This window comes from Hyphomonas sp. (genome assembly GCF_046313735.1).
Classification (GTDB): Bacteria; Pseudomonadota; Alphaproteobacteria; order Caulobacterales; family Hyphomonadaceae; genus Hyphomonas.
Window position 1 is genome coordinate 1 of the sequence record NZ_JBKBXW010000034.1, and the last position, 22,026, is coordinate 22,026.

The following is a 22,026-nucleotide window of genomic DNA, read 5'->3' on the forward strand; positions in this document are numbered from 1 at the left end:
CGTGCGGCCAAGCACGGACATGTCTGTCAGCTGGCGGCGCACTTCAGGCGATTCCATGTCACGGCGCATCCGGGCGACATCCATCCCGAGCGAGCGGGCGATCCCGTCAATCGCTGCATCCATCAGATCGTCATTGGAGGTAATCTCCATCAGCGCCAGGTGGAATTCGACATATTTGCCCTGCCGGCCAGCAGCGAGGGCGGCGCGCGCCGCCGTGTCGCTGATGCCGCCGAAGATCGGGAATTCCTTGAACACGACGCGCACCTGCCCGTCATACAGCTCCGGCAGGCCGGCGACCCAGGCGGCGGAGCGTTTGCACCAGCCGCAGCGATAGTCGAAGAACTCAACGACCGTGATCGGGGCGTCTGCCGGGCCAACCGAGAAATCGCTGGCGAGGTTGAACAGGCGCTCGCTGTTCTCGGCAATCATGGACACCCGGTTCTGGCGTTTCTCGTCCTCGGCCTTCTTCTCCAGCGCGACGAGGGCTTCCTCGATCAGCTCCGGATTGGCGAGGATATAGTCCCGCACGACCTTTTCCATGTCGGCGCGGTTTGAGCCGCCGCCCTGGCTGCAGGCAGGCAGGATGACGAACAGGGCAAGCGCGGCCAGGATGGCGGCAGTGGAAACATGGCGGGTCATCTCGGCTCCTCAGTCAGCCTGCCCCGCTTAGCGTCACAGGCGCCCCCTCGTCCAGCCTTGGCGGCCGCACCCACGCAGGTGTTACTCGCGGCGCGCGGAGAAATCGCCGAACGGCATGTCGCGCATTCCGATTCCCGCGCCCGGCCGCTGGGCGCGGCTGTAGCGCTCATAGAAGCGGCGATTGTCCGGATTGCTGGGGTCGGTGATCAGCAGGATGTCATCGGCGCGCCGGTGGGTCGGCGTGCCGCGCTCCAGCTGATCGACGGCGCGTTTGGCAAAGATGTTGGCGCGGGCGATATCGCCGACCCAGTAGGCGGACTCGGCGGTGGCGAGCTGGGCTTCAGCCCGCCGGCCCTGTTTCTCCAGTGTGATCGCCAGCTGCGCCCAGGCGAAGGCATTCTCGCGCTCAGCAATGATCGAATCGCGCAGGGCCGCCTCGGCAAGCTCCACATCGCCGGGCTCGCCCCGGGCGTTCAGCGAGCGGGCATAGTTGATCAGCAGGAGCGGCTGGCCGGGCATCAGCTCCAGCGAGCGGCGGTGCGGCTCGACCGATTCGGCGATGCGCCCGCTCTCGAACAGCATCTGGCCTTTCAGTTCATGGAAGAACGGATTGTCCGGCTCATCTGCCAGCAGGGAGTCGATTTCACGCAGGCCCGCCTGGATATCGGCCGCTCGGTAGGCGGAGATGGCGCGGGCATAGCGGGCGGGCGCGCTGGTGTCGCGCGCGGGATATTCGCGGCGCACTTTAGCCGGCGTATCAAGGAAGCCGATCAGCTTGGCGCGCATCATCTGGTACTGGCGCAGTTCCCGCTCGGTCGGCGGCTTGTCCATCAGGCCGGTCGCCTCAGCCAGGATGCGCGTCGTGCGGATCCGGTCGGCGGCCAGCGGGTGGGCGCGGAAATAGGGGTAGCGCCGGGCTTCCGACATCACTTCCTGATAGCGGAATTTCTCGAAGAATTCGACGATCCCCGAAGGCGACTGGCCGAGCGCGGCAAGGTATTTCACCGCATGGGCGTCGGCGGAGGCTTCCTCGGCGCGGGTATGGGTGAAGAAGTTCAGCGCCGCAAACTGCTGGGACGAGCCGATCAGCGCCGCGCCGGCGCCGCCTTCGCCCGCCGCCATGGCGAGGATGCCGAGGCCGATCGAGATCAGCGCCGGGCGCATCGCGACACTGGCCGCCCGCCCGCGCGAGACCGTATGGCCGCAGGCGATATGGCAGGTCTCGTGCGCGATCACGCCCTTGATCTGCCCCGGCGTTTCCGCCGCGATCAGCAGGCCCGTATGCATATGGATCCGCTGGCCATTGGCCACAAAGGCGTTCAGCGAGGAATCATTGATGATGTAGAGGCCGACATCGGCCGGCACGAGGCCGGAAACCTCAAGGATCGGGTCGGTCCATTCGCGCAGGATTTCCTCGATCTCGGCATCCCGGATCAGGCCCTGCGCGCTTGCGCCAAGGGCAAGGAAGGCTGAGGCTGCAAGCGCCGCGAAGGATTTCAACAGGTTACGCGCCAAAGCGAAGGCTCCCGGCTGGGTTCGGATGTCACCGGACAACAGATTAGGGCCATACCGCCCTCATGGCGAGCCATTGTGATCCGTATGACTGAAATGTCAGGCATCACCTGACGGGAAGATGAACGTGAACCTTGGGTCGAGCCGGATGCCGGTGTCGCTGCCGGGCTCGGCGGTGCTTCCGGGCGGGGCATAGGCAGTCAGCGTGATGGCGCCCGCTTGCAGGTGCAGTTTCTGATGCGTCCGGGCTTTGACGGCGGCGCGCACAGGCGCAGCCGGGTCGAGGATCACCCCTTCCGGCCGCACGCAGACGAGGCTGCCGGCCGGCGCCGGCGGATCAACCAGCCCGGCGGGAGCGGCCTCTGCCGCAAAGCTCGAGATTTGCCCCAGCGCAGCGGCCACGGCGGCGCTGGCGGGCCGGCTGTAGACCTCCGCAGAGGGGCCGGCCTGCAACAGCCGCCCCTGGGCGAGAATCGCGATCCGCCCGGCATGTTCCAGCGCCTCGGCCGGGTCATGCGTCACCAGCAGCGCGGGGATGCCTGCCTCCCGCACCGCTGACAGCGCGGCGTCGCGCACACTGTCGCGCAGGCTGGGGTCGAGGCCGGAGAAAGGCTCATCCATCAGGATCGCGGCAGGCTCCGGCGCCAGCGCCCGGGCGATGGCGACGCGCTGCTGCTCGCCCCCGGAAAGCTCATGCGGATAGGCATTCGCCCGCGCCGAAAGCCCGAACCGGGCGAGCCAGTCGAGCGCGCGCGCCTTTGCCTCCGCCTTGCCGAGATGTTTGAGGCCAAAGGCAACATTGCGGGCCGCTGTCAGGTGCGGGAACAGCGCGAAATCCTGGAAGACCAGCCCGATGCGGCGCTTTTCCGATGCGACCGTCCTGCCGGGGGCCGAGAGCACCGCCTCGCCGAGCCGGATTTCGCCCGCCTCGACCGGCTCGAAGCCCGCAAACAGGCGCAGCAGCGTTGACTTGCCGGCCCCGGAGGCGCCGAGCAGCGCAGTGATCTCGCCCGGCGGCAGGGTGAGGGAGACATCCTCCACCACCGCGCGCACGCCATAGCGGCGGGTGACGCCGCTGGCGATCAGGGGAGCCATCCGGTCTGCGCTCATGGCGCGGCGCCGGGCCGGGCGCGCGAGAGCTGCCAGGACAGGAGGATGACCGGCCCGAGGCCGGCCAGCGTAATCATCAGCGAGGGCAGCGCGGCGGCGGCGAGGCGTTCGTCGCTGGCATAGGCAAAGGCGCGCACGGCAAGGGTGTCCCAGTTGAAGGGCCTCAGCATCAGCGTCGCCGGCAATTCTTTCAAGGCCTCAACGAAGAGGATCAGCGCCGAGGCTGCTGCTCCTGACATCGCCACCGGCAGGTCCACCGCCAGCGCGCGGCGGGCGGGCCCGGCGCCAAGGCTGCGCGCGGCCTGGCCCATCGAAGCGGGCGCGCGGGCGAGGGCGGCCGTCATCGGCTCGGTCCCGGCGGCAGTGAAGCGGGCAGCATAGACCCAGGCGAGCGCCACCAGCGCAACCCCGCCCGACAGGGTGAACGGTGTTCCAGCAATCACCGCCAGCGCGCCAAGGGCCAGCACCGCGCCGGGGATCGCATAGCCCGAGACCGCGCTCGCCCGCGCAAACAGCGCCGCCGGGCTCTTTGCCCGCGCGGCCAGTGCAATGAGGAGCGCCAGGACGAAGGCAAAAGCGGCGCCTGCGCCCGCCAGCATCACCGAATTGAGGAGCGCGTCGAACACCGGCGCGCTGCCGCGTCCAACTTCGAGGCTGCGCCAGACCAGCCGGCTGACCGGGAAGGCAAAGGCAAACAGGAACAGGAGCGTGCAGAAGATCACCGCGCCTGCAGCCTTGGCGCCTTTCAGGGGCACGCGCGGAATATCGCGCCAGCGGCTTGAGGATTGCTGGATGCCGGCGCGCCCGCGTGCAGCGCGTTCGGTGACGATCAGCACGGCGATCACCGCGATCAGGATGAAGGCGAGGCGCGCGGCAGCAGCAGGCTCGCCGAAACTCTTCCACGCCCGCACGATGCCATAGGTCAGCGTCGGCACGCCGAGGAATTCTGCCGCGCCATAATCGGCCGCCGCCTCCATCAGCGCCAGCGCAAGGCCTGCCGCAATCGCCGGGCGGGCGGCGGGCAGCGCCACGCTGAAGAAGGTGCGCGAGGGGCCCGCGCCAAGGCTGCGGGCGGCTTCCAGCGTGCAGACCGATTGCGAGACGAAGGCTGCCCGCGCGGTCAGGTAAACGTAAGGATAGAGCGTGCAGGCCAGCACGAAGGAGAGGCCCGGCAGGGAGCTGATCGCCGGGAACCAGTAGTCGCGCGCCGACCAGCCGGTGGCGTCCCTCAGCCCGGTCTGGATCGGGCCGCTGACGCTGCCAAGGTCTGCCCAGGCGAAGGCGAGGACGTATCCCGGCGCGGCCAGGGGCAGGATCAGCAGCCATTCGAACACTCCCCGGCCCGGAAAGCGGAACATGGTGACAAGCCAGGCGGCCGGCACGGCAAAGAGGAGGCAGAGCGCCCCGGTAAGGCCCAGCATGAAAAGCGTGCCGGAGAGGTAACGTGCCAGCAGGTTGTCCTGAATGTGCGTCCAGGCCGCGCCGCCGCCGTCGAGGAGGCCTGCGGCGAGCACCATGATGACGGGCAGGCAAATGATGATGCCGGCGAGGGCCGCCGGCATTTGGCGGATCAGCGCAGACGGCGCGATCCGTAAAGAGGACAGGGAGGCCGGGGTCAGTTCCAGCCTGCCTGGTCGAAGATCGCCTGCGCAGCGGCCTGGTGCTGGCCGAGGTTCTGGACCGCAAAATCGCTCTGGCGGAAATCGGGGAGCTGTTCGAGGCCTGAGGGAAGCGGCGCGCCCTCGACCAGCGGGAATTCCTTGGTCTCGGTCGTCAGGAGTTCCTGGCCGCGCGGGGTGGCGAGGAATTCAATGAAGCGCAGGGCATTCTCAGGCGAGGCAGAGTTTGCCGCCACGGCAGCGGCGGTGACGTTGATATGCGTGCCAGCGCCGTCCTGGTCCGGGAAGGAGAGGCGCGTGCGGCTGGTTTTCTGCCGGTCTTCCGGCGGGCCTTCGGCGAGGCGCACCCAGTAGTAATGATTGACCAGCGCCGCCGAGCACTGGCCGGCGGCCACCGCTTCGATCTGCGCGGTATCCCCGCCCTGCGGCGGGCGGGCGAGATTGGCGGCAACGCCCTTCGCCCATTCGGCGGCGGCGTCGGCGCCATTGCGCTCGATCAGCTCGCCCATCAGGGAGAGGTTGTAGATATTGGTGCTGGACCGCACGCACACCTCGCCTTTCAGGCCCGGCTCGGCAAGGTCGGCATAGGTGTCGACCTCGGCGTCGGAGAGGAGCTGCGGGTCGAACACGATGATGCGGGCGCGCTTCGTCAGGCCGAACCAGTGGCCATTCTCTTCGCGGTAGCGCGCAGGGATAGCCGCTTCGAGGGCTGCAGAGCGCACCGGCTGGGTGAAGCCGGCCTGCTGGAAGCGGTAAAGGGCGCCGGCATCCGAGGCGATGATGACATCAGCCGGGCTGCGGCTGCCTTCGGCGCGCATCGTTTCCAGAAGTTCCGGGGCGCCTGATTCGCGGACATTCACCTTGATGCCGGTCTCTGCCTCGAAGGCGGCATAGAGCTGCTTGTCGGAATCATAATGGCGGGCTGAGTAGATATTCAGCGCGCCGGCGGGCGGGGCTGTATCACCAGAGCCGGTTTCGCTCTCGGGCGCCGTCGCCGGGGCGCCGCAAGCGGCGAGAAGAGCCGCCAGCATGGCCGCCAGCCCGGCAGTTGCAAGAATGCGTTTCATGAACAGGAATTCCTTTCGAGCGCGCACCCAATCATAGTTGAGAATGAATCTCAACTGGTTCTTGCCGCGACGGATTGCCCGGAATTTGAACAGAAGCTGCCCAAAAGGCTCCTGAAAGCCTCCGGGAATCCCTGAGGCGCGTGGCAGGAATGTTGCAGTTGCGAAAGGGGCTTCTAGGCAAGCCGGTGTTCTGTTAGTCTTTTGGTAACGATCCAGCGGGGGTGGGCATGACGGACGTCATCATTGATGTCGATGTAAGTTCCATGGACATGGATGTGCGCCTGTCCGAGGCCATCGATGCATTTGTCGAAATGCAGGATTCCTATTCGGGCCGCCAACCTGACGAGCTTGACCTGATGGTGCGCACGGGGCTCGGCCCCGCCGGGCGGCGCCTGAAACACCTGATTTTCCAGAGCCGTGAGATGGCCGACGCCTTCTGCGACTTCTGGCGGGTGCGCAGCGGGCGCTGATCCGCTTTGCGCCTCTAGCCCGGCACGGCGCCGCAGCCTAAACGGGGCCGATGGCGCCGACACCTTCCAGCGCGAACCCCCACCGGCCCCGCATCGCCATCATCGGCGCGGGTATCATCGGCCTGTCCATAGGCTTTGAGTTGGCAGTGCGCCGGGGCGTGCCCGTGACCCTTTATGACACAGGCGCGCCGGGACGGGGCGCGAGCTGGGCGGCGGCCGGCATGATCGCCCCGGCCTTTGAGGCCGCCGGCGAGGCGGGCGCGCATCCGCGCCTCTTTGACCTCTGCCTCGAGAGCGCGGCGCTCTGGCCCGGCTTTGCCGCAGAGCTGGAAGCGGCCAGCGGGCTTGCCTCAGGATATGCGGCGGCCCCGGCGCTGGCGGCGGCGATGGACGGGCGCGAGGCGGCCCGCCTTGAGGCGATTGCGCAGACACTTGCTGCGCGCGGTGTCGCCCACCGGATGCTGGACGGCGCAGGCCTGCGCCGCGCAGAGCCTGCGCTGTCGCCGCAGGTACTCTCGGGCCTCGAACTCGAAACCGATACGCGCGTGGACAACCGCCGCACCGTTGCCGCGCTGATCCGCGCGCTGGAGGCCTGCCCGCTCGCCAGCTTCCGAGCCGGCCCCGCGCCGCTGAAATCGGCGGGCCGCACGGTGGTGCTGGAAGGCCATGACGCGGTGATCGCAGCAGCGGGATGGCAGACGGCAGTCATCAAGGTCGAGGAAGCCGGCGGCCTCTACAGCCTCGTGAACTGGGACACTGCGCTCGATGATATCGACTGTTATGGCGGGCAGATGCTGTCGGTCGCCCCAGGCGATGGCACGCCGGGCCGGGTCGTGCGCTCGGGCGATGTGTACCTTGTCCCGCGCGGCGGGCAGGTCGTGATCGGGGCGACGGTCGAGCCGTTCATTGTGCCGGACGGCGCCGATGAGGCGGCGACCGAGGCGCTGCGCCAGGCCGCGATTGCGCTCTGCCCCGGCCTTGAGGCTGCCCCGGTCACCGAGCGCTGGGCGGGCGTGCGCCCGGGCACGCCGGACCATGCGCCGTTCCTGGGAGAGACAGCCGCGCCCGGGCTTTTCGTCGCCGCCGGCCATTACCGCAACGGCATCCTGCTGGCACCGATCACGGCGCGCATCATGGCGGATCTCGTGACGGGCCGGGACGCCGGCGCGCTTGCCGCGACGTTCTCCCCCCGCCGGGCCTATACCGCGACGGCCTGACGCTGGACGCTCCGCCTCGCGCGCCTTAAGTCTCGGCGCCAGAGGGAGACCCGCGATGCACACGATCCAGCCGATGACCGAAGATCAGGCCGCCATCCGCGACGCTGTGGCAAAGACGCTGGAGCCGTTTGACGACGCCTACTGGGCAAAGACGGACGAGACCGGCGACTGGCCGGAGGAGTTCTGCGATGCGATGGCCAAGGGCGGCTGGCTCGGCATCGCCTTTCCGGAAGAGTATGGCGGGGCGGGGCTCGGCCTGACGGAAGCGGCGCTGATGATGCAGACCGTGACGCGCACCGGCGCGGGCTATTCCGGGGCCTCGGCGATCCATCTCAATATCTTCGGGCCGAAGCCGCTGGAGAAGTTCGGCAATCCGGAACTGAAGCGCGAGAACCTGCCCAAGATCATCTCCGGCCAGGAGAAGATGTGTTTCGCGGTGACCGAGCCGAATTCGGGGCTGGATACATCCAGCCTCGAAACCAAGGCCGAGCGGACGAATACCGGCTATGTGATCTCTGGACGGAAGATCTGGACGACGGGCGCCCAGCGCGCCGACAAGATCCTGATCATCGCGCGCACCACGCCGAAAGACCAGTGCGCCAAGCCCTATATGGGCCTGTCACTGTTCTATACCGATTTGAACCGTGCACGGATCGAAGCCAATCCGATCCCGAAGATGGGCCGCAAGGCTGTGGAGTGCAACACGCTGTTCATTGACGGGCTCGAAGTGCCCAAGGAACACCTGATCGGGAATGAAGGCGACGGCTTCAAATACCTGCTGCAGGGGCTGAACCCGGAGCGGGTGCTGTTTGCGGTGGAATCGGTCGGCCTTGGCTTTGCGGCGCTGGAGCGGGCGGCGCGTTATGCCAATGAGCGCGTCGTGTTCGGCCGGCCGATCGGCCAGAACCAGGGCGTGGCCCATCCGCTCGCCCGTTCGTGGGCGGAGCTTTCTGCCGCCGAGCTTCTCGCCTACAAGGCGGCTGCGCTCTATGATGCGGGGCAGGAGTGCGGGGCCGAGGCGAACGCCGCAAAATATCTGGGGACTGAGGCTGGCTTTACGGCGTGTGAGACCGCCGTGCTGACGCATGGCGGCATGGGCTACGCCAAGGAATACCATGTCGAGCGGATGATGCGCGAAGCGATGCTGGCGCGGATTGCCCCGGTGAGCCGCGAGATGATCCTGAACTTCATTGCAGAGCGCGTGCTGGGCTTGCCGAAGAGCTACTGAGCGTGTTGCCCGCAGCACGAAAGGCCGGACAGGGCGGTTCCCTTCCGGTTTTGTCTGTGTACGTAGCATGCGGAGACAGGGTCAGGCCGCAGGCGATGGGGTTAGTGTTGACACAGGCAGTCGCGACCTGCCTGTCTCCGCTGCCGGGGCTGTCGCCCCCGCCCGCCAGTGCATACCCTGCACGGGCGACGTGAAGGCTTCATACCATGGCTGGAGAGGTGTAGGATAAGATTCCTGCATTTTCCTGCGATCTGCTGCAGATCCGGGCCTCCGGGCGCGCCGGGATGGGGGATAGGGCGCGGCAGACCGGCGCCGGCCGCGATCAGGCAGGCTTCAGATACACGATGATCTGGTAGGGATCGTCGAGGGAGCGGTCATAGCCGATCCGCTTCCATCCCCGGGCGAGCTTGTCGAGATAGTCGAACGACATGCTGGTGTCGCCATAGGTGACATCCCCGTCCACCGCCGGCCGGTTGTGGGGCATGAAGACAAAGCCCTCCTCCCGGTGGCGCTGGCGCAGGCTTGCGGCCTGCTTGCTGAAATTCGGGTCGATGTCCCAGTATTCGAGCGGACGGATGGTGATTGCCAGTAGGCCCTTGCGGGCGATCACCTTGCGCAGGGCGGCGAGCGCCGTCTCGCTGGCGCGCCGGGAGGTGTGAGTGAAGACCGAGAAGGCATAGATGAAATCGAAGGCCCCCGGCTTGTAGGGCAGCTCCGCCGGCAGGTAATCGGTAATGTCGAGCCGGCACCTGAAGCCATCGGCCTGGCACAGCCGGATGGATTCGTCCCACGGATCGCAGCCGGCCAGCTGGTCATTGTTTGCGTAATACATCATCAGCCGGAGCAGGCGCCCATAGCCGCAGCCATAATCAAGGATGCCCGCGCCGGAGAGCGGCTTCCCGGTCACCGATTCATATTTCGCGCGCACCGAGCGGGTGAAGGTGAGGCTCTGGCGGAGCAGGTTGGTGCCATCGGCGCCGGTCCAGTTGCGCTGCACCTCTGCCGACGCCATCGCGGGCAGCAGGGCCGACATCGCGGGGAATGCCTCTGCAGGCATGGTCAGCATCAGGAGGCCGAAATCATCCAGCGACAGTTGCCGGAGCTTTGCGAACATCGCCGCTTCATTGCCGCTGGCCGCTGCATGTTCGGCGGCGGCAAGGATCGGATAGCCGTATTCAAAGATCATCGGGCGCTTCCCGTTGAAGATGCAGACACCGCCCGTGTCGCACAACGGCCACCGGCGCACAACGCTGCGGCCTCCAAAGGGGGGGCGGAAACTGCGTTAGCGCCTGAAGCTGATCACGACATCAATCAGTTCGGCCCGGATGCCGCGATCAAGGTCGTCCATCATGATGATATGGCTGCTCATGCCGCTCGCTTCATGAATGTGCCGGACAATGTCGTAGCCCCAGTCCATGGTGACCAGCGAGCCCCGGACGCTGACCGGACTGCCATGATACTCCGGCTCAAGGAAATGGGTGATCGTGCCGTCCGGTTCGAGCTGGGCGCGGCGGCGCGAGGCGTCGCCCTTGCGCGTGATCGGCACCGTGAAGATATGGGCGCCGCCGGGTTTCAGCACGCGGGCGATCTCGCGGAAGGCGGCATCCGGATTGAAGACATGCTCCATGACATCCTGGGTGATGAGGAGATCGAAGCTGCCATCCGCAAAGGTCAGGGCCTCGAGCGTCTCGGAGCGGGCGTTGTAAAGGGGATCGACCTGGCCGAACGGCGTATCCGGCAGGTAATGGCTGAATGAATAGTTGCGGCAATCCCTTGCGAGGCGCGCCGACACGCCCCGGCCAATCGGGGAGGATTCGTGGATCTTCAGCCGGGCGAATTTGGGATAGTAGCGCTTGATCGTCTCCATGAGGGCGCGCTCCCTCGGAACAGACCCACAGCTGGCGCACAGAAGATGGTCGCGGAACCAGTCATAGAGCGCGGTGAACTCGGTCCTGCGCTCGCAGATGTTGCAGAAACCGTGATGCGTGAAGACAGGGCCCGCCGTCATGCCGGTTCCTCCCGATCAGATGCAGGGGCACGGGCCCGATGCGTTATTTCTTCGAGAAGAACCGCACGACGCCGAAGATGCCGGCCAGAAGTGACCCGAGCCCGCCCAGCAGGACGAAGAGGGGGTTCGCCTGGTCCGCAAAGGCAATGGCATGGTTGAGGCCCGAGACGCGCACCGTCACCGTGTCGCGGAAGGTGCGCAGCGGCACGACATTGTCGGTGTCGATGGCGAAGATCTCGAAGACGAGTTCATGATCGCCCGCCGTCAGCGGCATGACCGACCAGCGCCAGGTATTGTCGGTGACGGGCGAGAGCAGCTGCACCGGCGGCGAGGTGGGCGTGATCGAGAAGGCCGCGCCGGAGAGGCGCACTTCGACGCGCTCTGACACCCGCGCTTCGCCGGTCTCGATGACACCGCGTCCGGGCAGGGCGGAGGTCGCGTCCGTGCCGCTGCCGGTGGCGTTGATGGCGAAGGTGACATCGAAGGCGCGTTTGTATTCGGCTGAACGCGGCGTTTCATGCGCAATCGGCACCGTCGTCAGCGAGTCGACGAAAGATCTTGAGGCGGGGCGGGGCGCTTCGGACGGGGCGGCTGCTTCCGGCGCCGACGCGGAGCGCGCTGTGACCGATGGTGGCGGGGCAGGTTCCAGCATGGGCTGGAAGTTGAAGTCTTCGTCCGTCATCACGGCTTCCGGCGCTTCGCCGGCAGATGCGGGCGCCATGTCCCCGGCCTCGGCTTCTGCCGGTGCGGGGGGCGGCGCGGCGGCGATGTCGAGCGCGGGGTCGTCCACCGGCGCCTCAATGGCAGCAGGCGGGGGCGGTGGGGGCGGCGTCTCGAAGGCGGCAGGGGCCGGTGCCTGCGCCGGCAAAAGCGCCGCGACGCCCAGCCCGGCGGCAAACAGGCCGGCAAGGACCAGCAGAATGGAAATCAGGCGCATCATGGTTCCGCGTCTCCCCGGTTTTGCCAGCCTCTGTTAAGCCACAACTCAGCGCGGCGGGAAACTGCCGCGCCCAGCTTCATAGAAAGCAATTGCGGCAGCATTGGAGACGTTCAGGCTTTCCATCTGCGCCGAGATGGGGATGCGGGCGAGCTCCGCGCAGGCTTTCGCCACAGCCGGGCGAAGGCCGGAGCCTTCCGCGCCGAGCACGACGGCGAGCTTTTCTGCCCCCGCGACGGCCATGTGCAGCGGCCGCTGGCTTTCGCCGGCGAGGCCCACCGTGTGGAAGCCGGCTTCGGCAAGGGTCTCGAGCGCGCGGGCGATGTTGACGGCGCGGATTTCGGTGACGGTTTCTGCCGCCCCCGCCGCGCTCTTGGCAACGACGCCGGTAATCGGCGGGGCATTGCGGGTCTGCAGGACAAGGCCGGTGAAGCCGAAGGCGGCGGCCGAGCGCAGGATGGCGCCCAGATTGTGCGGGTCGGAGACCTGGTCGAGCACGGCGAGGCGGGTGGCACCTTCCGCAATCACATCTTCAAGGAGGGCTGCTTCCAGCGGATCCGCCTTCAGGGCGATGCCCTGATGCACCGCGCCGGGGGGCAGGCGGTGGTCGAGTTCCTTCGCCGTCACCAGTTGCGGGGCGAGGCGGGGGGAAACGAGTTTTGCCGCCGCGTTCTCGGTCGCCAGCAGCGTGTGCAGGCTGCGCGCGGGGTTCGCAAGGGCGGCGAGCACGGCATGGGTGCCCCATAGCCAGAGCGGGCCTTCCCCGTCATCGCGGGTCTCGCGCCTTGAAAAGGCGGGTCTTTCTGCAGCGCCGGGGCGGGGTGCGTCCGCCTGCGCCGGGCGCCGCTTTGCATGGTTGCGCCGCATCAGGTTCATCCTTATAAGGCCGCTTCCGGCGTGGATCGGCGGCAGCTGGGCTGCCCTTGTGAAGCGCCTTTGCGGCGGCGTCAAACGGGCGCCTGCGGCAGGGTCCCGTGGAGGGATGGGAGAGTGGTTAAATCCGCCAGACTGTAAATCTGGTCCGCAAGGTACGCTGGTTCGAATCCAGCTCCCTCCACCACCCTGGCGCTGCTGCGCAGGTTTCTCTGCCGACTATACTGTGGTTCAGGCCACGCGCTGTTCCGGCGGGGCCTCGTCTGACCAGTCCGCAGCAGGCCGGCGGCGCGGACCTGGCCGGAAGCGGCGGCTCCATATCCCGTTCAGCACATCATAGGTGGGCCGCTCGACGCCGTAATGCGCGCCCGCGGCAAGCAGGACCGAGACGAGGATGACGGCGGCCAGCCCGGCGGCATAGTCCTGCGGCCAGGCGCCGGTTTCCCGCATGGCTTTGATGACCAGCATGTGCACCATGTAGAGCGCGAAGGAGATCTTCCCGAGCCAGAGGAACGGCCTGAACACGGCCATCCAGAAGGGGCCGGGACAGGCGATGAGGGTGATGAACAGGGCATAGAAGGGCAGGTAGGCGATATCTGCCTTGCTGCGTCCGGGGATGCAGAGCGTCGTGAAGAAGAGGAGGATCGCAAGGCCGATCAGGACGGTGCGGGCGATGGATGTCTGCTCGAACCAGCCCCGCTGGGCGCTGAAGAAGCGGTAGGCGAGGATGCCGAGCGGAAAGCTCACAAAGCCGCGTAGGAGGCCGGTATTGACCCCGCCGAACACGTTCTGCAGCTGCCGGTCGAGATGCGGGACCGTGGCGAAGAGGATCGCAGCCGAGACAATGCAGATGCCGGCGAGCATGACATTGCCGAGCCAGCGCCCGGGGACAGCGATCAGCAGCGCCCCGATCACGAGATTGGAGACGAACTCCACCGAGATGGACCAGGACGGGTAATTAAAGCCGACCATGCTCAAGTCGCCAACGCCGACATTGTGCAGCATCATTGCGTTCAGCGCGAAGCCCTTGAGGCTGACCGGGTCTGCGTTCCACAGCATCAGGACGGCGAACGCCATCAGGGTTGCCATATGCAGCGGCCAGAGCCGGAAAATGCGCTTGGCGGCATAGTCCCGGAAGCGGAATTCCGGCCGGTCGAAGAAGGCATGTGCCAGAACGAAGCCCGACAGCATGAAGAAGACATCGACGACGAGATAGCCGCTGGACTGGTTGGTAAAGAAATGCCGCTCCGGCCACATCTCGAAATTATAGTGGCCGAACACGACCAGCAGCGCGCCGATGCCCCGGGCGGCGTCCAGCCCCTCAAACCTGAGGCCCGCCATCTGGCGCTTGCCGGCGATTTCCGTTGCCGCGCGGTCAGGGGAGGGCTGCTGCATGTCGCGGCTTTCAGTCGGGGCTTGTCCGGGCGGGGCAGCAAGTTGTGTGCCAGCCCGGCCCATGCAGCTGCCAGAAGTGTTACGAGGCTTGGGGGAGAGGGCTCTGGCCGCAAAAATCTGCAACCCGCGCTTGTTTGCGCGGCCGATCGCCCATATCAGGAAGGCGGCAGCGGGCGGGTATAGCACAATGGTAGTGCAGCAGCCTTCCAAGCTGAGTATGTCGGTTCGATTCCGTCTACCCGCTCCAGCCCTCCCCAGCCCCTTCAACTGACGGCCATTCAGGCTTCGAACCGCCTTATATGGCGGCTTCGGCAAGATCTTCTTTGCCTGATGCTTGCCGCGCGCGGCAGAAATCGGCATAGTTTGTGCCAATAGTCTGGGCCGATAGTCTGGGGCAGGGCGTGCATGTCGGTGAAATCGGTGATCCAGTCGGTTGTCACGGGGCATCTGACGAGCGCGCGGCGGGAAGCCTCCCTGCGCGCCAAGGCTGAGGCAGCGCGGCAGAAGACGGGCGCGGCGCATGTCGTGCGCTATTTCCATCAGGTGGATGACCCGTATTCGCATCTCGCCGTGCAGGCGCTGGAACAGGTCGCGGCGCGCTATGAGATCGAGCTTGTGCCGCATCTGGTGGGCCCGCCGGCAGACTGGGCGGCGCCGGAGCGGGCGAAGCTGGTGGCCTATGCGCGCCTCGATGCGGCGCGGCTTGCTTCGGCGGCGGGGCTGTCATTCACCGATCCGGGCGGGCAGCCGGAACCGGTTGCGCTGGAAGAGGCGCAGCGGCGGCTGGCGGGCGCGCTGGGGTCGCCGGGCTGGGTCAGCCTCGCGCGCGAGATTGGCGATCACCTTTGGTCAGGGCGCCCCATCGGCGAAGGCCCGGCAGCGGAAGCCGGCGCAGCGATAGCGGCGGGGGAAGCCGCGCGCGCCTCGCTTGGCCATTTCATGTCCGGGATGATCCAGTATGGCGGCGAATGGTATTGGGGGTTCGACCGGCTGCATTACCTGGAAGCGCGGCTGGAGGCGCTGGGCGCGCGGCGTTTCGGCGGAGCGCCGGGGCCGGTCTATGCGCCGCCGCTTGTTCCTTCCGGGGGCGGACGAAAGGCGGGCGCGGAGCTGCACTGGTATCTCTCCTTCAGAAGTCCGTACACGTATATTGCGGCGGAGCGGGTTAAAGCATTAGCCGATGCATATGGGGCGGAGCTGAAGCTGCGCTTCGTGCTGCCGATGGTGATGCGCGGGCTGCCGGTGCCGCGCGCGAAACAGATGTATTTCACGCTGGATACGGCGCGGGAGGCGCGCCGGGCGGGTGTGCCGTTCGGGCGGATTGCCGACCCGGTGGGCCGGCCGGTCGAGCGGGGCTATTCGCTGCTGCCCTGGGCGCGGACTGAAGGGCGGGGGTTTGAGTTTGTGCTGGCCTTCATGCGGGCGGTCTGGGCCAATGGGGTGGATGCGGGCTCGGATGCGGGGCTGTGCCGGATTGTCGAGGCGGCAGGGCTTGATTGGGGCGCGGCGCGGGGCCTGATCGGCAATGATGACTGGCGCGCCGAGGCTGAGGCTAACCGCGCGGAGATGATGGCGATGGGCCTCTGGGGCGTGCCTTGTGTGCGCGTGGGCGATGTGGCGGCCTGGGGGCAGGACCGTTTGTGGGTAGCAGAGGCGGCGCTGAAGGCGCTGCCGGAGGGGAACCAATGAGGTGGATTATCCGGGGGCTGATGATTGTGGCGCTTGCCGGCGCGGTTGTCCTGGGCGGCCTGCATCTGTTGCAGCCGCAGATCGCCGAGATGGCATTCCGCCGGGCCTTGTCCGAGAATATTGCGCGCGACCGCAGCACGGAATTGCCGGATGGGTTGCATGTGTTTGTCTGCGGGGCAGGCTCGCCGATGCCGGATCCTTATCGGGCGGGACCGTGCCTTGGCATCCTGGCGGGCGAGCGGGCGTTCCTGATCGATGCAGGCTCCGGCGGGGCGCGCAACCTGGCGCGGATGGGGTTTCCGACCGGGAAGCTGGAAGGCATCTACCTCACCCATCTGCATTCCGATCATATCGACGGGCTGGGCGAGACGCTGATGCAGGCCTGGATCGCGGGCGGGCGCACAGAGCCGCTGACCGTGACCGGACCGGTGGGCACGTCGGAGGTGGTCGCAGGTTTCAATGCGGCCTACCGGATCGATTCGGGATACCGCACGGCGCATCATGGGGTGGGGATTGCCGATCCGGCGGGCTTTGGCGGGGCGGCCGCGGAAGTGCGCCTGCCCGCCGGGCCGGGGGCGCAGGCGGTGTTGCTGGAGGATGCCGACCTGAAGATCGTGGCCTTCGCGGTCGACCATGCGCCGGTGGAGCCGGCCTTCGGGTTCCGGATCGATTATCGCGGGCGCTCGGCTGTGATCAGCGGCGATACGGTTTACCATCCGGGGCTTGTCGGCATCGCGCGCGGGGCGGATCTGCTGCTGCATGAGGCGCTGGAGCCGGACATGGTGCGCGCGATGAGCGAGGCGGCCGCAGCCCGCGGGGCAGACCGGCTGGCGACTGTGTTTGCGGATATCCTGGACTATCATGCGAGCCCGGCGGACGCTGTGCGCGCGGCGACAGAGGCGGGGGTGGGCCACCTCGTGCTGGTGCATATCGTGCCGCCGCTGCCGTCACGAATGCTCGACCGGCGGTTTATCGGGGAGGCGGGGAGGGGCTATCAGGGCAAATTGACGCTTGCCCGCGACGGACTCCTTGTCAGCCTGCCGGAAGGAAGCGACAGGGTGAGCTATACCCCCCTGTTCCGGTGAGTGGCGGAGACGCGGGGACCATGCAAGGAAACAGACATGACCGGCGGAAAGATCGTCAAGCTGCCTCACGGCCATGAACCGGACGGCGAAGCCTCCGAAGCGACGGATGGCCGGCGCCTGCGCAGCGAGCGCAGCCGCGAGCAGATCATTACGGCCATGCTGGACCTGATCCGCGAGGGCGATGTGGACCCGGCCGCCGCTGCGGTGGCCGAGCGGGCGGGCGTGGGCCTGCGCACGGTGTTCCGGCATTTTGACGACATGGACACGCTGCACCGGGAAATGGTGGCGCATATCGAGGCGAAGATCCTGCCGACGATCATGACGCCCTTCGTTTCGCGCGACTGGCGCGGGCGGCTGGAGGAGATCGTGAAGCGGCGGGCGGCGCTCTATCATGAGATCATGCCTTACAGGATTGCCGGCAATCTCCGCCGGTTCAACTCAATTTACCTGATGGACAATTACCGCCGAAATACGCTGATGGAGCGCACGGGGCTGAAAGCTGTCCTGCCGGCCGCGATCCATGAGGACCGGCAGCTGTTCGCCGCGCTGGAACTGGCGGTCAGTTTCAATGCCTGGCGCCGGCTGCGGCAGGACCAGGACCTCAGCCCGGAAGAAGCCGAGGCGGTGATGGCGCTGACCGTGCGCCAGCTGGTGGCGGGAAAATGAGACGGTGCCTCGCGGCGGCGGCAGGCGCGGTGCTGGGGCTGGTCGCAGGATGCGGGGACCGGGGGGCGGTTCAGGCGGATGGGCCGTCCTGCCTTGGGGCGGCGGACGGGATAGGCGGCTTCGTGACCGTACCGGCGGGGCAACTGCCGGCGCCGGTGGACGTGCTTTATCCGGAGGAGGCCGGGCGTCCGGCGCTGCAGGTTTCCGCCTTCCGTATACAGACGCATGAAGTGACGAATGATCAGTTTGCGGAATTCGTGGCGGCGACGGCGCATGTGACGGATGCCGAGCATGCGCGCCCGGGCGCCGGGTCGGCGGTGTTCCGGATGCCGGGCGAGGCGCGCAGCCGGCCTGATCCCTGGGAGCTGGTCGAGGGCGCGACCTGGCGCAGCCCGGAAGGCCCGGGGTCTGACATTGAAGGCCGGGGCAGCTATCCGGTGGTGCATGTGTCGCTGAATGATGCGCGCGCCTATGCGGCCTGGGCGGGCGGGCGCCTGCCGGATGAAGCCGAATGGGAACATGCCGCGCGCCTCAACCTGCCCGATCCTTCGCGCGAGGGTTCCGGCGCGCATGGGGCGGCGGGTGATTATCTTGCCAATACATGGCAGGGGATTTTCCCGCTGCATGATACCGGCGCAGACGGCTTTCAGGGCGCAGCGCCGGTGGGATGTTTTGCTGCCGGGCGTCTGGGGCTTTACGACATGATCGGCAATGTCTGGGAGTGGACCGAGACGCCGTTTGATGCGGCCACCTACACGATCAAGGGTGGCTCATACCTGTGCGCGCCGAATTTCTGCCGGCGCTACCGCCCGGCGGCGCGCCAGCCGCAGGAGGCGGATTTCTCCACCAACCATATCGGGTTCCGGATCGTGAAGGATATTCCGGAGGCGGACGATCAGTTCGGCCAGTAGATGTATTCGTCACCGGGCTCGTAGGGGTCGGCGAGGGTCTTGTCGATGAGAACCGGCAGGTTTGCCGTGGACGGATAAAGCGGCGGGCGGGCGCCGCTCCAGTGGGCCGCAATCAGGGCTTCCAGCTCGGCGCGCTTTGCGGGCTCGGCCTCGGCGAGGTTGACCTGTTCGGTCGGGTCGTCATTGAGGTTGAACAGCCAGGTTTGCTGCTGGCGTTCATGGACCTGGAGTTTCCAGCCGCCGGCGCGCACGACCTTGTAATAGCCGCTCGACCAGAAGATGGCGTCGTCCAGGCGCTCAATCCGGCCTTCGCCGGTGGCTTCGGGGAGGATGTCCTGGCCGTCGATGGGGACGCCTTCGGGCAACGCGGCGCCGGCAGCGCGCACGAGCGTCGGCATGACATCGACATGCGCGACGGGGGTGTCGATCACTGTGCCTTCCGGGATGCGGCCCGGCCAGCGGACGAACATCGGGACCCTTATGCCGCCCTCGAACAGGCTGATCTTCCAGCCGCGAAAAGGCGCGTTGATCTCCGGCAGGCCGAGATAGCCCGCCCCGCCATTGTCGGAGGAGAAGACGATGATCGTGTTTTCGGCAAGGCCGGCTTCGTCCAGCTTGTCGAGGATGCGCCCGACGCTGCGGTCGATGGAGCGGACCATGGCCGCATAGACACGCAGGCGGTGCGGTTCGATATCGCCGACGGCGTCATAATCCTCGCGCGTTGCCTGCAGCGGTGTGTGCACGCCCCAATGGGCGAGATAGAGGAAGAAAGGCCGGTTCGCGTTGGCGTCGATGACTTTTAGGGATTCGTCCGTCCACCAATCGGCGAGATAGCCGCCGGGCTCCATCAGAGGACCATCATTGAAGCGTGCGGCGTATTGCATCCGCGCCCAGAGGAATGTGTCGATCGGGTCAAACGGAAGATAGGCATTGACCGTATCCGGATGATCTTCGGGCAGGTGCAACCCGCTCGCCATGTCGAGGCTTTCGGCAAAGCCCTGCGCGCGGGGCCGCGAGTCGCCATAGCCGAGATGCCACTTCCCGATATGCACGGTGTGATATCCGTGGGCGGACAGGATTTCTGGCAGCGTGATTTCCTCGGGCGGCAGGCCCTGCTCAAGGAAAGGCAGGCGGGTTTCGGTGGCGGCGCGGTCAAGCTCGATCCGGGGGCGGCGGGGGTCGCTGCGGTCCTCGAAGAGTTTGACGATACGGCCCATACCGTCCGGGGTCGGGGTGAATTCAAATCCGGTGCGGGTGGGGTAGCGCCCGGTCATCAGCATTGCGCGCGAGGGCGCACACGTCGCCGTGCCGGAATAGGCGGTGCGGAAGATGGCACCGGAGGCGGCAAGCCGGTCGATGTTCGGGGTGGGCACCCGCCCGCCCGCGACGCCGCCGCCGAAAGTGGAGATGTCGTTGATGCCAAGGTCGTCAGCGAGGATGAAGATGATGTTGGGCGGGCGCTCCGCGAGGGGCTGGTCCGGCGCGGCGGGCCCGGCAGCCCATGTGATGGGCTGATGGGGGCCGACCTCATCCTTGGCACGGGTCGCAACCAGGTAAAGGATGATCGCCTTGCGGTTCAGCCAGGCAAGGCCCGCGCCGGCGATCAGCACAATTGCCAGGATGATCAGGACCTTGCGCCACATCTGCCTCTCCCCCAGCCGAGCCGGTCTTTGCGGCTTTCTATTGACAATAAGACTGCCAATACCTCTCCGCGTCAAGGCTTCCCGGCGTCAGGTGCGGCGGCGGCGCATGAGGCGGGAGAGGGCGAAGATGAGCCCGGCGATCAGCAGGATGGCGCCGAACCCGCCCGCGATCAGCCAGGGCAGGAGGCGCTGCAACTGGCGGGCCTCGGTATTGCGCACGATCTGGGCGCGGCTGTTATAACCGGGCGGCACTTCGATGACGCCGACGCGGGCGGCATAGGCATCATAGGCGGCGAGCATCCGGGCCATCACTTCCGGCTCATCGGCGGCGAGGTCGCGTGTTTCGCCGGGATCGGTTTCAAGGTCATGGAGACGCCATGTGCCGTCGCCATTCGGAAGCTGGTTGCGGGTGATCTTCCACCGGCCGAGATAGATGGCGGCATTGCCGGAGACTTCGATGCCGACGGCTTCATCGGGCCCATAGGTATGCTCCGCCGCGCCTGTCAGCACGGGCACGAGGCTGCGCCCGGTAATGTCCTTGGCGCCGTCCTGCGCGAGCGGCACGCCGGCAAGGTCGAGCAGCGTCGGGGCAAGGTCGGTGACGAAGCTGAAGCTGTCGACACGTGCGCCCGCCGGCACGCCGGGGCCGGCGAGGACCATCGGGACCCGGATGCCGCCTTCGGAGCCATGGAACTTGAAGAGGTCGAAGGGTGAGGCCGCCGCCATCGCCCATTCCGGGCCAATGAAGCCCCAGGACCCGCGCTCGCCGATGCCATCAATGCCGATATGGTAGCCATTCATCCGCATCCAGAAGGCAAGGCGGTGGTCATCATCGCCGCGCGAGGGCTCCGGCCCGTTGTCGGAGGTCATGATGAAAAGGGTGTTGTCATACTCACCGCTCGCTTTCAGCGCCTCGACAAAGCGGCCGATGGCAAGGTCCATCGCTTCCAGCATCGCGGCATTGACCTGCATCCGGGCGGCGTAGACGGCGCGTTCGTCTTCCGGCATCGCGTCCCAGCTCCGGAAGCGCTCCGGCATGGACTGGAGCGGGGCGCCTTCGGGGATGTAGCCGAGCGCCTGGGCGCGCTGCCAGCGGGCCTCGCGCAGGGCGTGCCAGCCCTCATCATAGGTGCCGGCATAGCCGGCGGTGAGATGTGCGGGCGCCTGCACCGGAATATGGACGGCAAGGAAGCTCAGATAGGCGAAGAAGGGCGCCTCCGCGGGCGTCGCGCCGAGATAATCGAGCATCCGGTCGACGACGAAATCGGAGGAATAGAAATCCTTCGGCAGGCGGGCGGGCCGTCCGTCCTCGAACCAGGGCGCGTCGGCATAATAGGGCATGTAGGACTTGTCTTCCCAATTGTCGGCGCCCGACGCATCGAGCGCGAAACTCCGGTCGAAGCCATGGGCTGGGGGAAGGTCCTCTGCGCGGCTGCCGAGATGCCATTTTCCGGTCATCAGTGTACGGTAGCCGGCGGCTTTCAGGCGGGCGGCGAGCGTGGCGATTCCGGGCTCCAGCGCCATGGTATAGCCAGGCTGGCCTTTCTGTTCCTCGGTCAGGACTTCGGGGATGGTGGCAACGCCGGTCAGGTGGCTGTCGATACCGGTCAGCAGCATCGCGCGCGAAGGGGCACAGAGCGGCGAGGTGCGGTAGCCGGTGAACAGCGCGCCGCGCCGGGCGAGGGCGTCGATATTGGGGGTGCGCGCTTCGCCGCCATAGATGCCGAGGTCCATGAAGGCGACATCATCTGCCAGCAGGATGACGATGTTGGGCCGTCCGGGCGCTTCTTCCGCCGGAGCAGGGAAGACCAGCGCGGCGAGGCAGAGCGCGGCGAGCGCAAGGCTGCGCGAAATGGGTGTTATCTGCATGCGTCTCCCCGGAGCGTTTTTTGCTGTCATTCGTATATCTGGCACGCAGAGTGTCAATTGCGGGACGAGTTCCGGAGGCAATTCCCGC

The 22,026-nt window shown here is 66.8% G+C and carries 19 protein-coding genes and 2 tRNA genes; 9 read left to right on the forward strand and 12 right to left on the reverse strand.

The annotated features are described in order from the left end of the window. From ACK4SV_RS14660 to ACK4SV_RS14680, 5 genes are all read right to left on the reverse strand, one after another. Positions 1-639: DsbA family protein (locus ACK4SV_RS14660; RefSeq protein ID WP_409918589.1), on the reverse strand; the 639-nt coding region annotated here is incomplete at its 3' end. An 81-nt stretch (positions 640-720) separates the two neighbouring features. Then, a complete protein-coding gene (locus ACK4SV_RS14665) occupies positions 721-2,154 on the reverse strand; it encodes a M48 family metalloprotease (RefSeq protein ID WP_409918590.1) in 1,434 nt (477 codons plus the stop codon). A gap of 96 nt (positions 2,155-2,250) precedes the next feature. Then, positions 2,251-3,246, reverse strand: a complete 996-nt coding sequence (locus ACK4SV_RS14670) for an ABC transporter ATP-binding protein (RefSeq protein WP_409918591.1) — start codon at positions 3,244-3,246, stop codon at positions 2,251-2,253. A gap of 11 nt (positions 3,247-3,257) precedes the next feature. Continuing rightward, complete coding sequence (locus ACK4SV_RS14675) at positions 3,258-4,823, reverse strand: ABC transporter permease (protein ID WP_409918592.1); 1,566 nt, start codon at positions 4,821-4,823, stop codon at positions 3,258-3,260. 53 nt (positions 4,824-4,876) lie between these two features. Then, complete coding sequence (locus tag ACK4SV_RS14680; RefSeq protein WP_409918593.1) at positions 4,877-5,947, reverse strand: extracellular solute-binding protein; 1,071 nt, start codon at positions 5,945-5,947, stop codon at positions 4,877-4,879. Positions 5,948-6,174: 227 nt separating this feature from the next. Here ACK4SV_RS14680 and ACK4SV_RS14685 point away from each other — a divergent pair, with 227 nt between their 5' ends. The 3 genes from ACK4SV_RS14685 to ACK4SV_RS14695 are packed head-to-tail and all read left to right on the forward strand — an operon-like array spanning position 6,175 to position 8,862. Next, positions 6,175-6,417 (forward strand): hypothetical protein, encoded by a 243-nt coding sequence (locus ACK4SV_RS14685; protein WP_409918594.1) that lies wholly within the window; start codon positions 6,175-6,177, stop codon positions 6,415-6,417. A gap of 50 nt (positions 6,418-6,467) precedes the next feature. After that, positions 6,468-7,634 carry an FAD-dependent oxidoreductase gene (locus ACK4SV_RS14690; RefSeq protein WP_409918595.1) on the forward strand — a complete coding sequence of 389 codons (1,167 nt, stop codon included), beginning with the start codon at positions 6,468-6,470 and terminating at the stop codon, positions 7,632-7,634. Positions 7,635-7,689: 55 nt separating this feature from the next. Then, entirely contained in the window at positions 7,690-8,862 is a 1,173-nt protein-coding gene (locus tag ACK4SV_RS14695; RefSeq protein WP_409918596.1) for an acyl-CoA dehydrogenase family protein, read from the forward strand. Positions 8,863-9,184: 322 nt separating this feature from the next. On the opposite strand, the gene ACK4SV_RS14700 is transcribed toward ACK4SV_RS14695, so the two are convergent. The 4 genes from ACK4SV_RS14700 to ACK4SV_RS14715 all read right to left on the reverse strand — a co-directional run bounded on the left by ACK4SV_RS14700 (position 9,185) and on the right by ACK4SV_RS14715 (position 12,674). Next, positions 9,185-10,048 (reverse strand): class I SAM-dependent methyltransferase, encoded by an 864-nt coding sequence (locus ACK4SV_RS14700; RefSeq protein WP_409918597.1) that lies wholly within the window; start codon positions 10,046-10,048, stop codon positions 9,185-9,187. 96 nt (positions 10,049-10,144) lie between these two features. Further along, the gene (locus ACK4SV_RS14705) at positions 10,145-10,870 is read right to left on the reverse strand and encodes a class I SAM-dependent methyltransferase (RefSeq protein WP_409918598.1); all 726 of its coding nucleotides are present in this window, start codon (positions 10,868-10,870) and stop codon (positions 10,145-10,147) included. Positions 10,871-10,913: 43 nt separating this feature from the next. After that, the gene (locus ACK4SV_RS14710) at positions 10,914-11,810 is read right to left on the reverse strand and encodes a hypothetical protein (protein ID WP_409918599.1); all 897 of its coding nucleotides are present in this window, start codon (positions 11,808-11,810) and stop codon (positions 10,914-10,916) included. A gap of 45 nt (positions 11,811-11,855) precedes the next feature. Beyond that, positions 11,856-12,674 (reverse strand): TrmH family RNA methyltransferase, encoded by an 819-nt coding sequence (locus ACK4SV_RS14715; RefSeq protein WP_409918600.1) that lies wholly within the window; start codon positions 12,672-12,674, stop codon positions 11,856-11,858. Between the two features lie 109 nt (positions 12,675-12,783). Here ACK4SV_RS14715 and ACK4SV_RS14720 point away from each other — a divergent pair. Then, positions 12,784-12,867, forward strand: a tRNA-Tyr gene (locus ACK4SV_RS14720). A 44-nt stretch (positions 12,868-12,911) separates the two neighbouring features. Here the strand turns inward: ACK4SV_RS14720 and ACK4SV_RS14725 are convergent. Continuing rightward, a complete protein-coding gene (locus ACK4SV_RS14725) occupies positions 12,912-14,075 on the reverse strand; it encodes an acyltransferase family protein (protein ID WP_409918601.1) in 1,164 nt (387 codons plus the stop codon). A 173-nt stretch (positions 14,076-14,248) separates the two neighbouring features. Here ACK4SV_RS14725 and ACK4SV_RS14730 point away from each other — a divergent pair. The 5 genes from ACK4SV_RS14730 to ACK4SV_RS14750 all read left to right on the forward strand — a co-directional run bounded on the left by ACK4SV_RS14730 (position 14,249) and on the right by ACK4SV_RS14750 (position 18,426). After that, positions 14,249-14,322 (forward strand) — tRNA-Gly (locus ACK4SV_RS14730). Between the two features lie 158 nt (positions 14,323-14,480). Then, positions 14,481-15,764, forward strand: coding sequence for a DsbA family protein (locus ACK4SV_RS14735; protein ID WP_409918602.1), 1,284 nt, complete (start codon positions 14,481-14,483; stop codon positions 15,762-15,764). Further along, positions 15,761-16,849 (forward strand): MBL fold metallo-hydrolase, encoded by a 1,089-nt coding sequence (locus ACK4SV_RS14740; RefSeq protein WP_409918603.1) that lies wholly within the window; start codon positions 15,761-15,763, stop codon positions 16,847-16,849. Before ACK4SV_RS14735 ends, ACK4SV_RS14740 begins: the two co-directional genes overlap by 4 nt. A 36-nt stretch (positions 16,850-16,885) precedes the next feature. Then, positions 16,886-17,515, forward strand: a complete 630-nt coding sequence (locus tag ACK4SV_RS14745; protein ID WP_409918604.1) for a TetR/AcrR family transcriptional regulator — start codon at positions 16,886-16,888, stop codon at positions 17,513-17,515. After that, positions 17,512-18,426: an SUMF1/EgtB/PvdO family nonheme iron enzyme gene (locus tag ACK4SV_RS14750; RefSeq protein WP_409918605.1), complete on the forward strand. Its 915-nt coding sequence runs from the start codon at positions 17,512-17,514 to the stop codon at positions 18,424-18,426. The genes ACK4SV_RS14745 and ACK4SV_RS14750 overlap by 4 nt, the downstream gene beginning before the upstream one ends. Here the strand turns inward: ACK4SV_RS14750 and ACK4SV_RS14755 are convergent. Together ACK4SV_RS14755 and ACK4SV_RS14760 are read right to left on the reverse strand one after the other, a co-directional pair. After that, positions 18,411-20,069, reverse strand: coding sequence for a sulfatase-like hydrolase/transferase (locus ACK4SV_RS14755; protein ID WP_409918606.1), 1,659 nt, complete (start codon positions 20,067-20,069; stop codon positions 18,411-18,413). The genes ACK4SV_RS14750 and ACK4SV_RS14755 overlap by 16 nt on opposite strands. A gap of 87 nt (positions 20,070-20,156) precedes the next feature. After that, positions 20,157-21,938, reverse strand: coding sequence for a sulfatase-like hydrolase/transferase (locus ACK4SV_RS14760; protein WP_409918607.1), 1,782 nt, complete (start codon positions 21,936-21,938; stop codon positions 20,157-20,159). Between the last annotated feature and the right edge of the window lie 88 nt (positions 21,939-22,026).

What these genes read in the sequence shown, in the direction of transcription:
- ACK4SV_RS14670 (WP_409918591.1), bottom strand. Translation starts at nt 3,246, where the DNA reads ATGGCTCCCCTGATCGCCAGCGGCGTCACCCGCCGCTATGGCGTGCGC.
- ACK4SV_RS14675 (WP_409918592.1), bottom strand. Translation starts at nt 4,823, where the DNA reads ATGCCGGCGGCCCTCGCCGGCATCATCATTTGCCTGCCCGTCATCATG.
- ACK4SV_RS14680 (WP_409918593.1), bottom strand. Translation starts at nt 5,947, where the DNA reads ATGAAACGCATTCTTGCAACTGCCGGGCTGGCGGCCATGCTGGCGGCT.
- ACK4SV_RS14685 (WP_409918594.1), top strand. Translation starts at nt 6,175, where the DNA reads ATGACGGACGTCATCATTGATGTCGATGTAAGTTCCATGGACATGGAT.
- ACK4SV_RS14690 (WP_409918595.1), top strand. Translation starts at nt 6,468, where the DNA reads ATGGCGCCGACACCTTCCAGCGCGAACCCCCACCGGCCCCGCATCGCC.
- ACK4SV_RS14695 (WP_409918596.1), top strand. Translation starts at nt 7,690, where the DNA reads ATGCACACGATCCAGCCGATGACCGAAGATCAGGCCGCCATCCGCGAC.
- ACK4SV_RS14700 (WP_409918597.1), bottom strand. Translation starts at nt 10,048, where the DNA reads ATGATCTTTGAATACGGCTATCCGATCCTTGCCGCCGCCGAACATGCA.
- ACK4SV_RS14705 (WP_409918598.1), bottom strand. Translation starts at nt 10,870, where the DNA reads ATGACGGCGGGCCCTGTCTTCACGCATCACGGTTTCTGCAACATCTGC.
- ACK4SV_RS14710 (WP_409918599.1), bottom strand. Translation starts at nt 11,810, where the DNA reads ATGATGCGCCTGATTTCCATTCTGCTGGTCCTTGCCGGCCTGTTTGCC.
- ACK4SV_RS14715 (WP_409918600.1), bottom strand. Translation starts at nt 12,674, where the DNA reads ATGCGGCGCAACCATGCAAAGCGGCGCCCGGCGCAGGCGGACGCACCC.
- ACK4SV_RS14725 (WP_409918601.1), bottom strand. Translation starts at nt 14,075, where the DNA reads ATGCAGCAGCCCTCCCCTGACCGCGCGGCAACGGAAATCGCCGGCAAG.
- ACK4SV_RS14735 (WP_409918602.1), top strand. Translation starts at nt 14,481, where the DNA reads ATGTCGGTGAAATCGGTGATCCAGTCGGTTGTCACGGGGCATCTGACG.
- ACK4SV_RS14740 (WP_409918603.1), top strand. Translation starts at nt 15,761, where the DNA reads ATGAGGTGGATTATCCGGGGGCTGATGATTGTGGCGCTTGCCGGCGCG.
- ACK4SV_RS14745 (WP_409918604.1), top strand. Translation starts at nt 16,886, where the DNA reads ATGACCGGCGGAAAGATCGTCAAGCTGCCTCACGGCCATGAACCGGAC.
- ACK4SV_RS14750 (WP_409918605.1), top strand. Translation starts at nt 17,512, where the DNA reads ATGAGACGGTGCCTCGCGGCGGCGGCAGGCGCGGTGCTGGGGCTGGTC.
- ACK4SV_RS14755 (WP_409918606.1), bottom strand. Translation starts at nt 20,069, where the DNA reads ATGTGGCGCAAGGTCCTGATCATCCTGGCAATTGTGCTGATCGCCGGC.
- ACK4SV_RS14760 (WP_409918607.1), bottom strand. Translation starts at nt 21,938, where the DNA reads ATGCAGATAACACCCATTTCGCGCAGCCTTGCGCTCGCCGCGCTCTGC.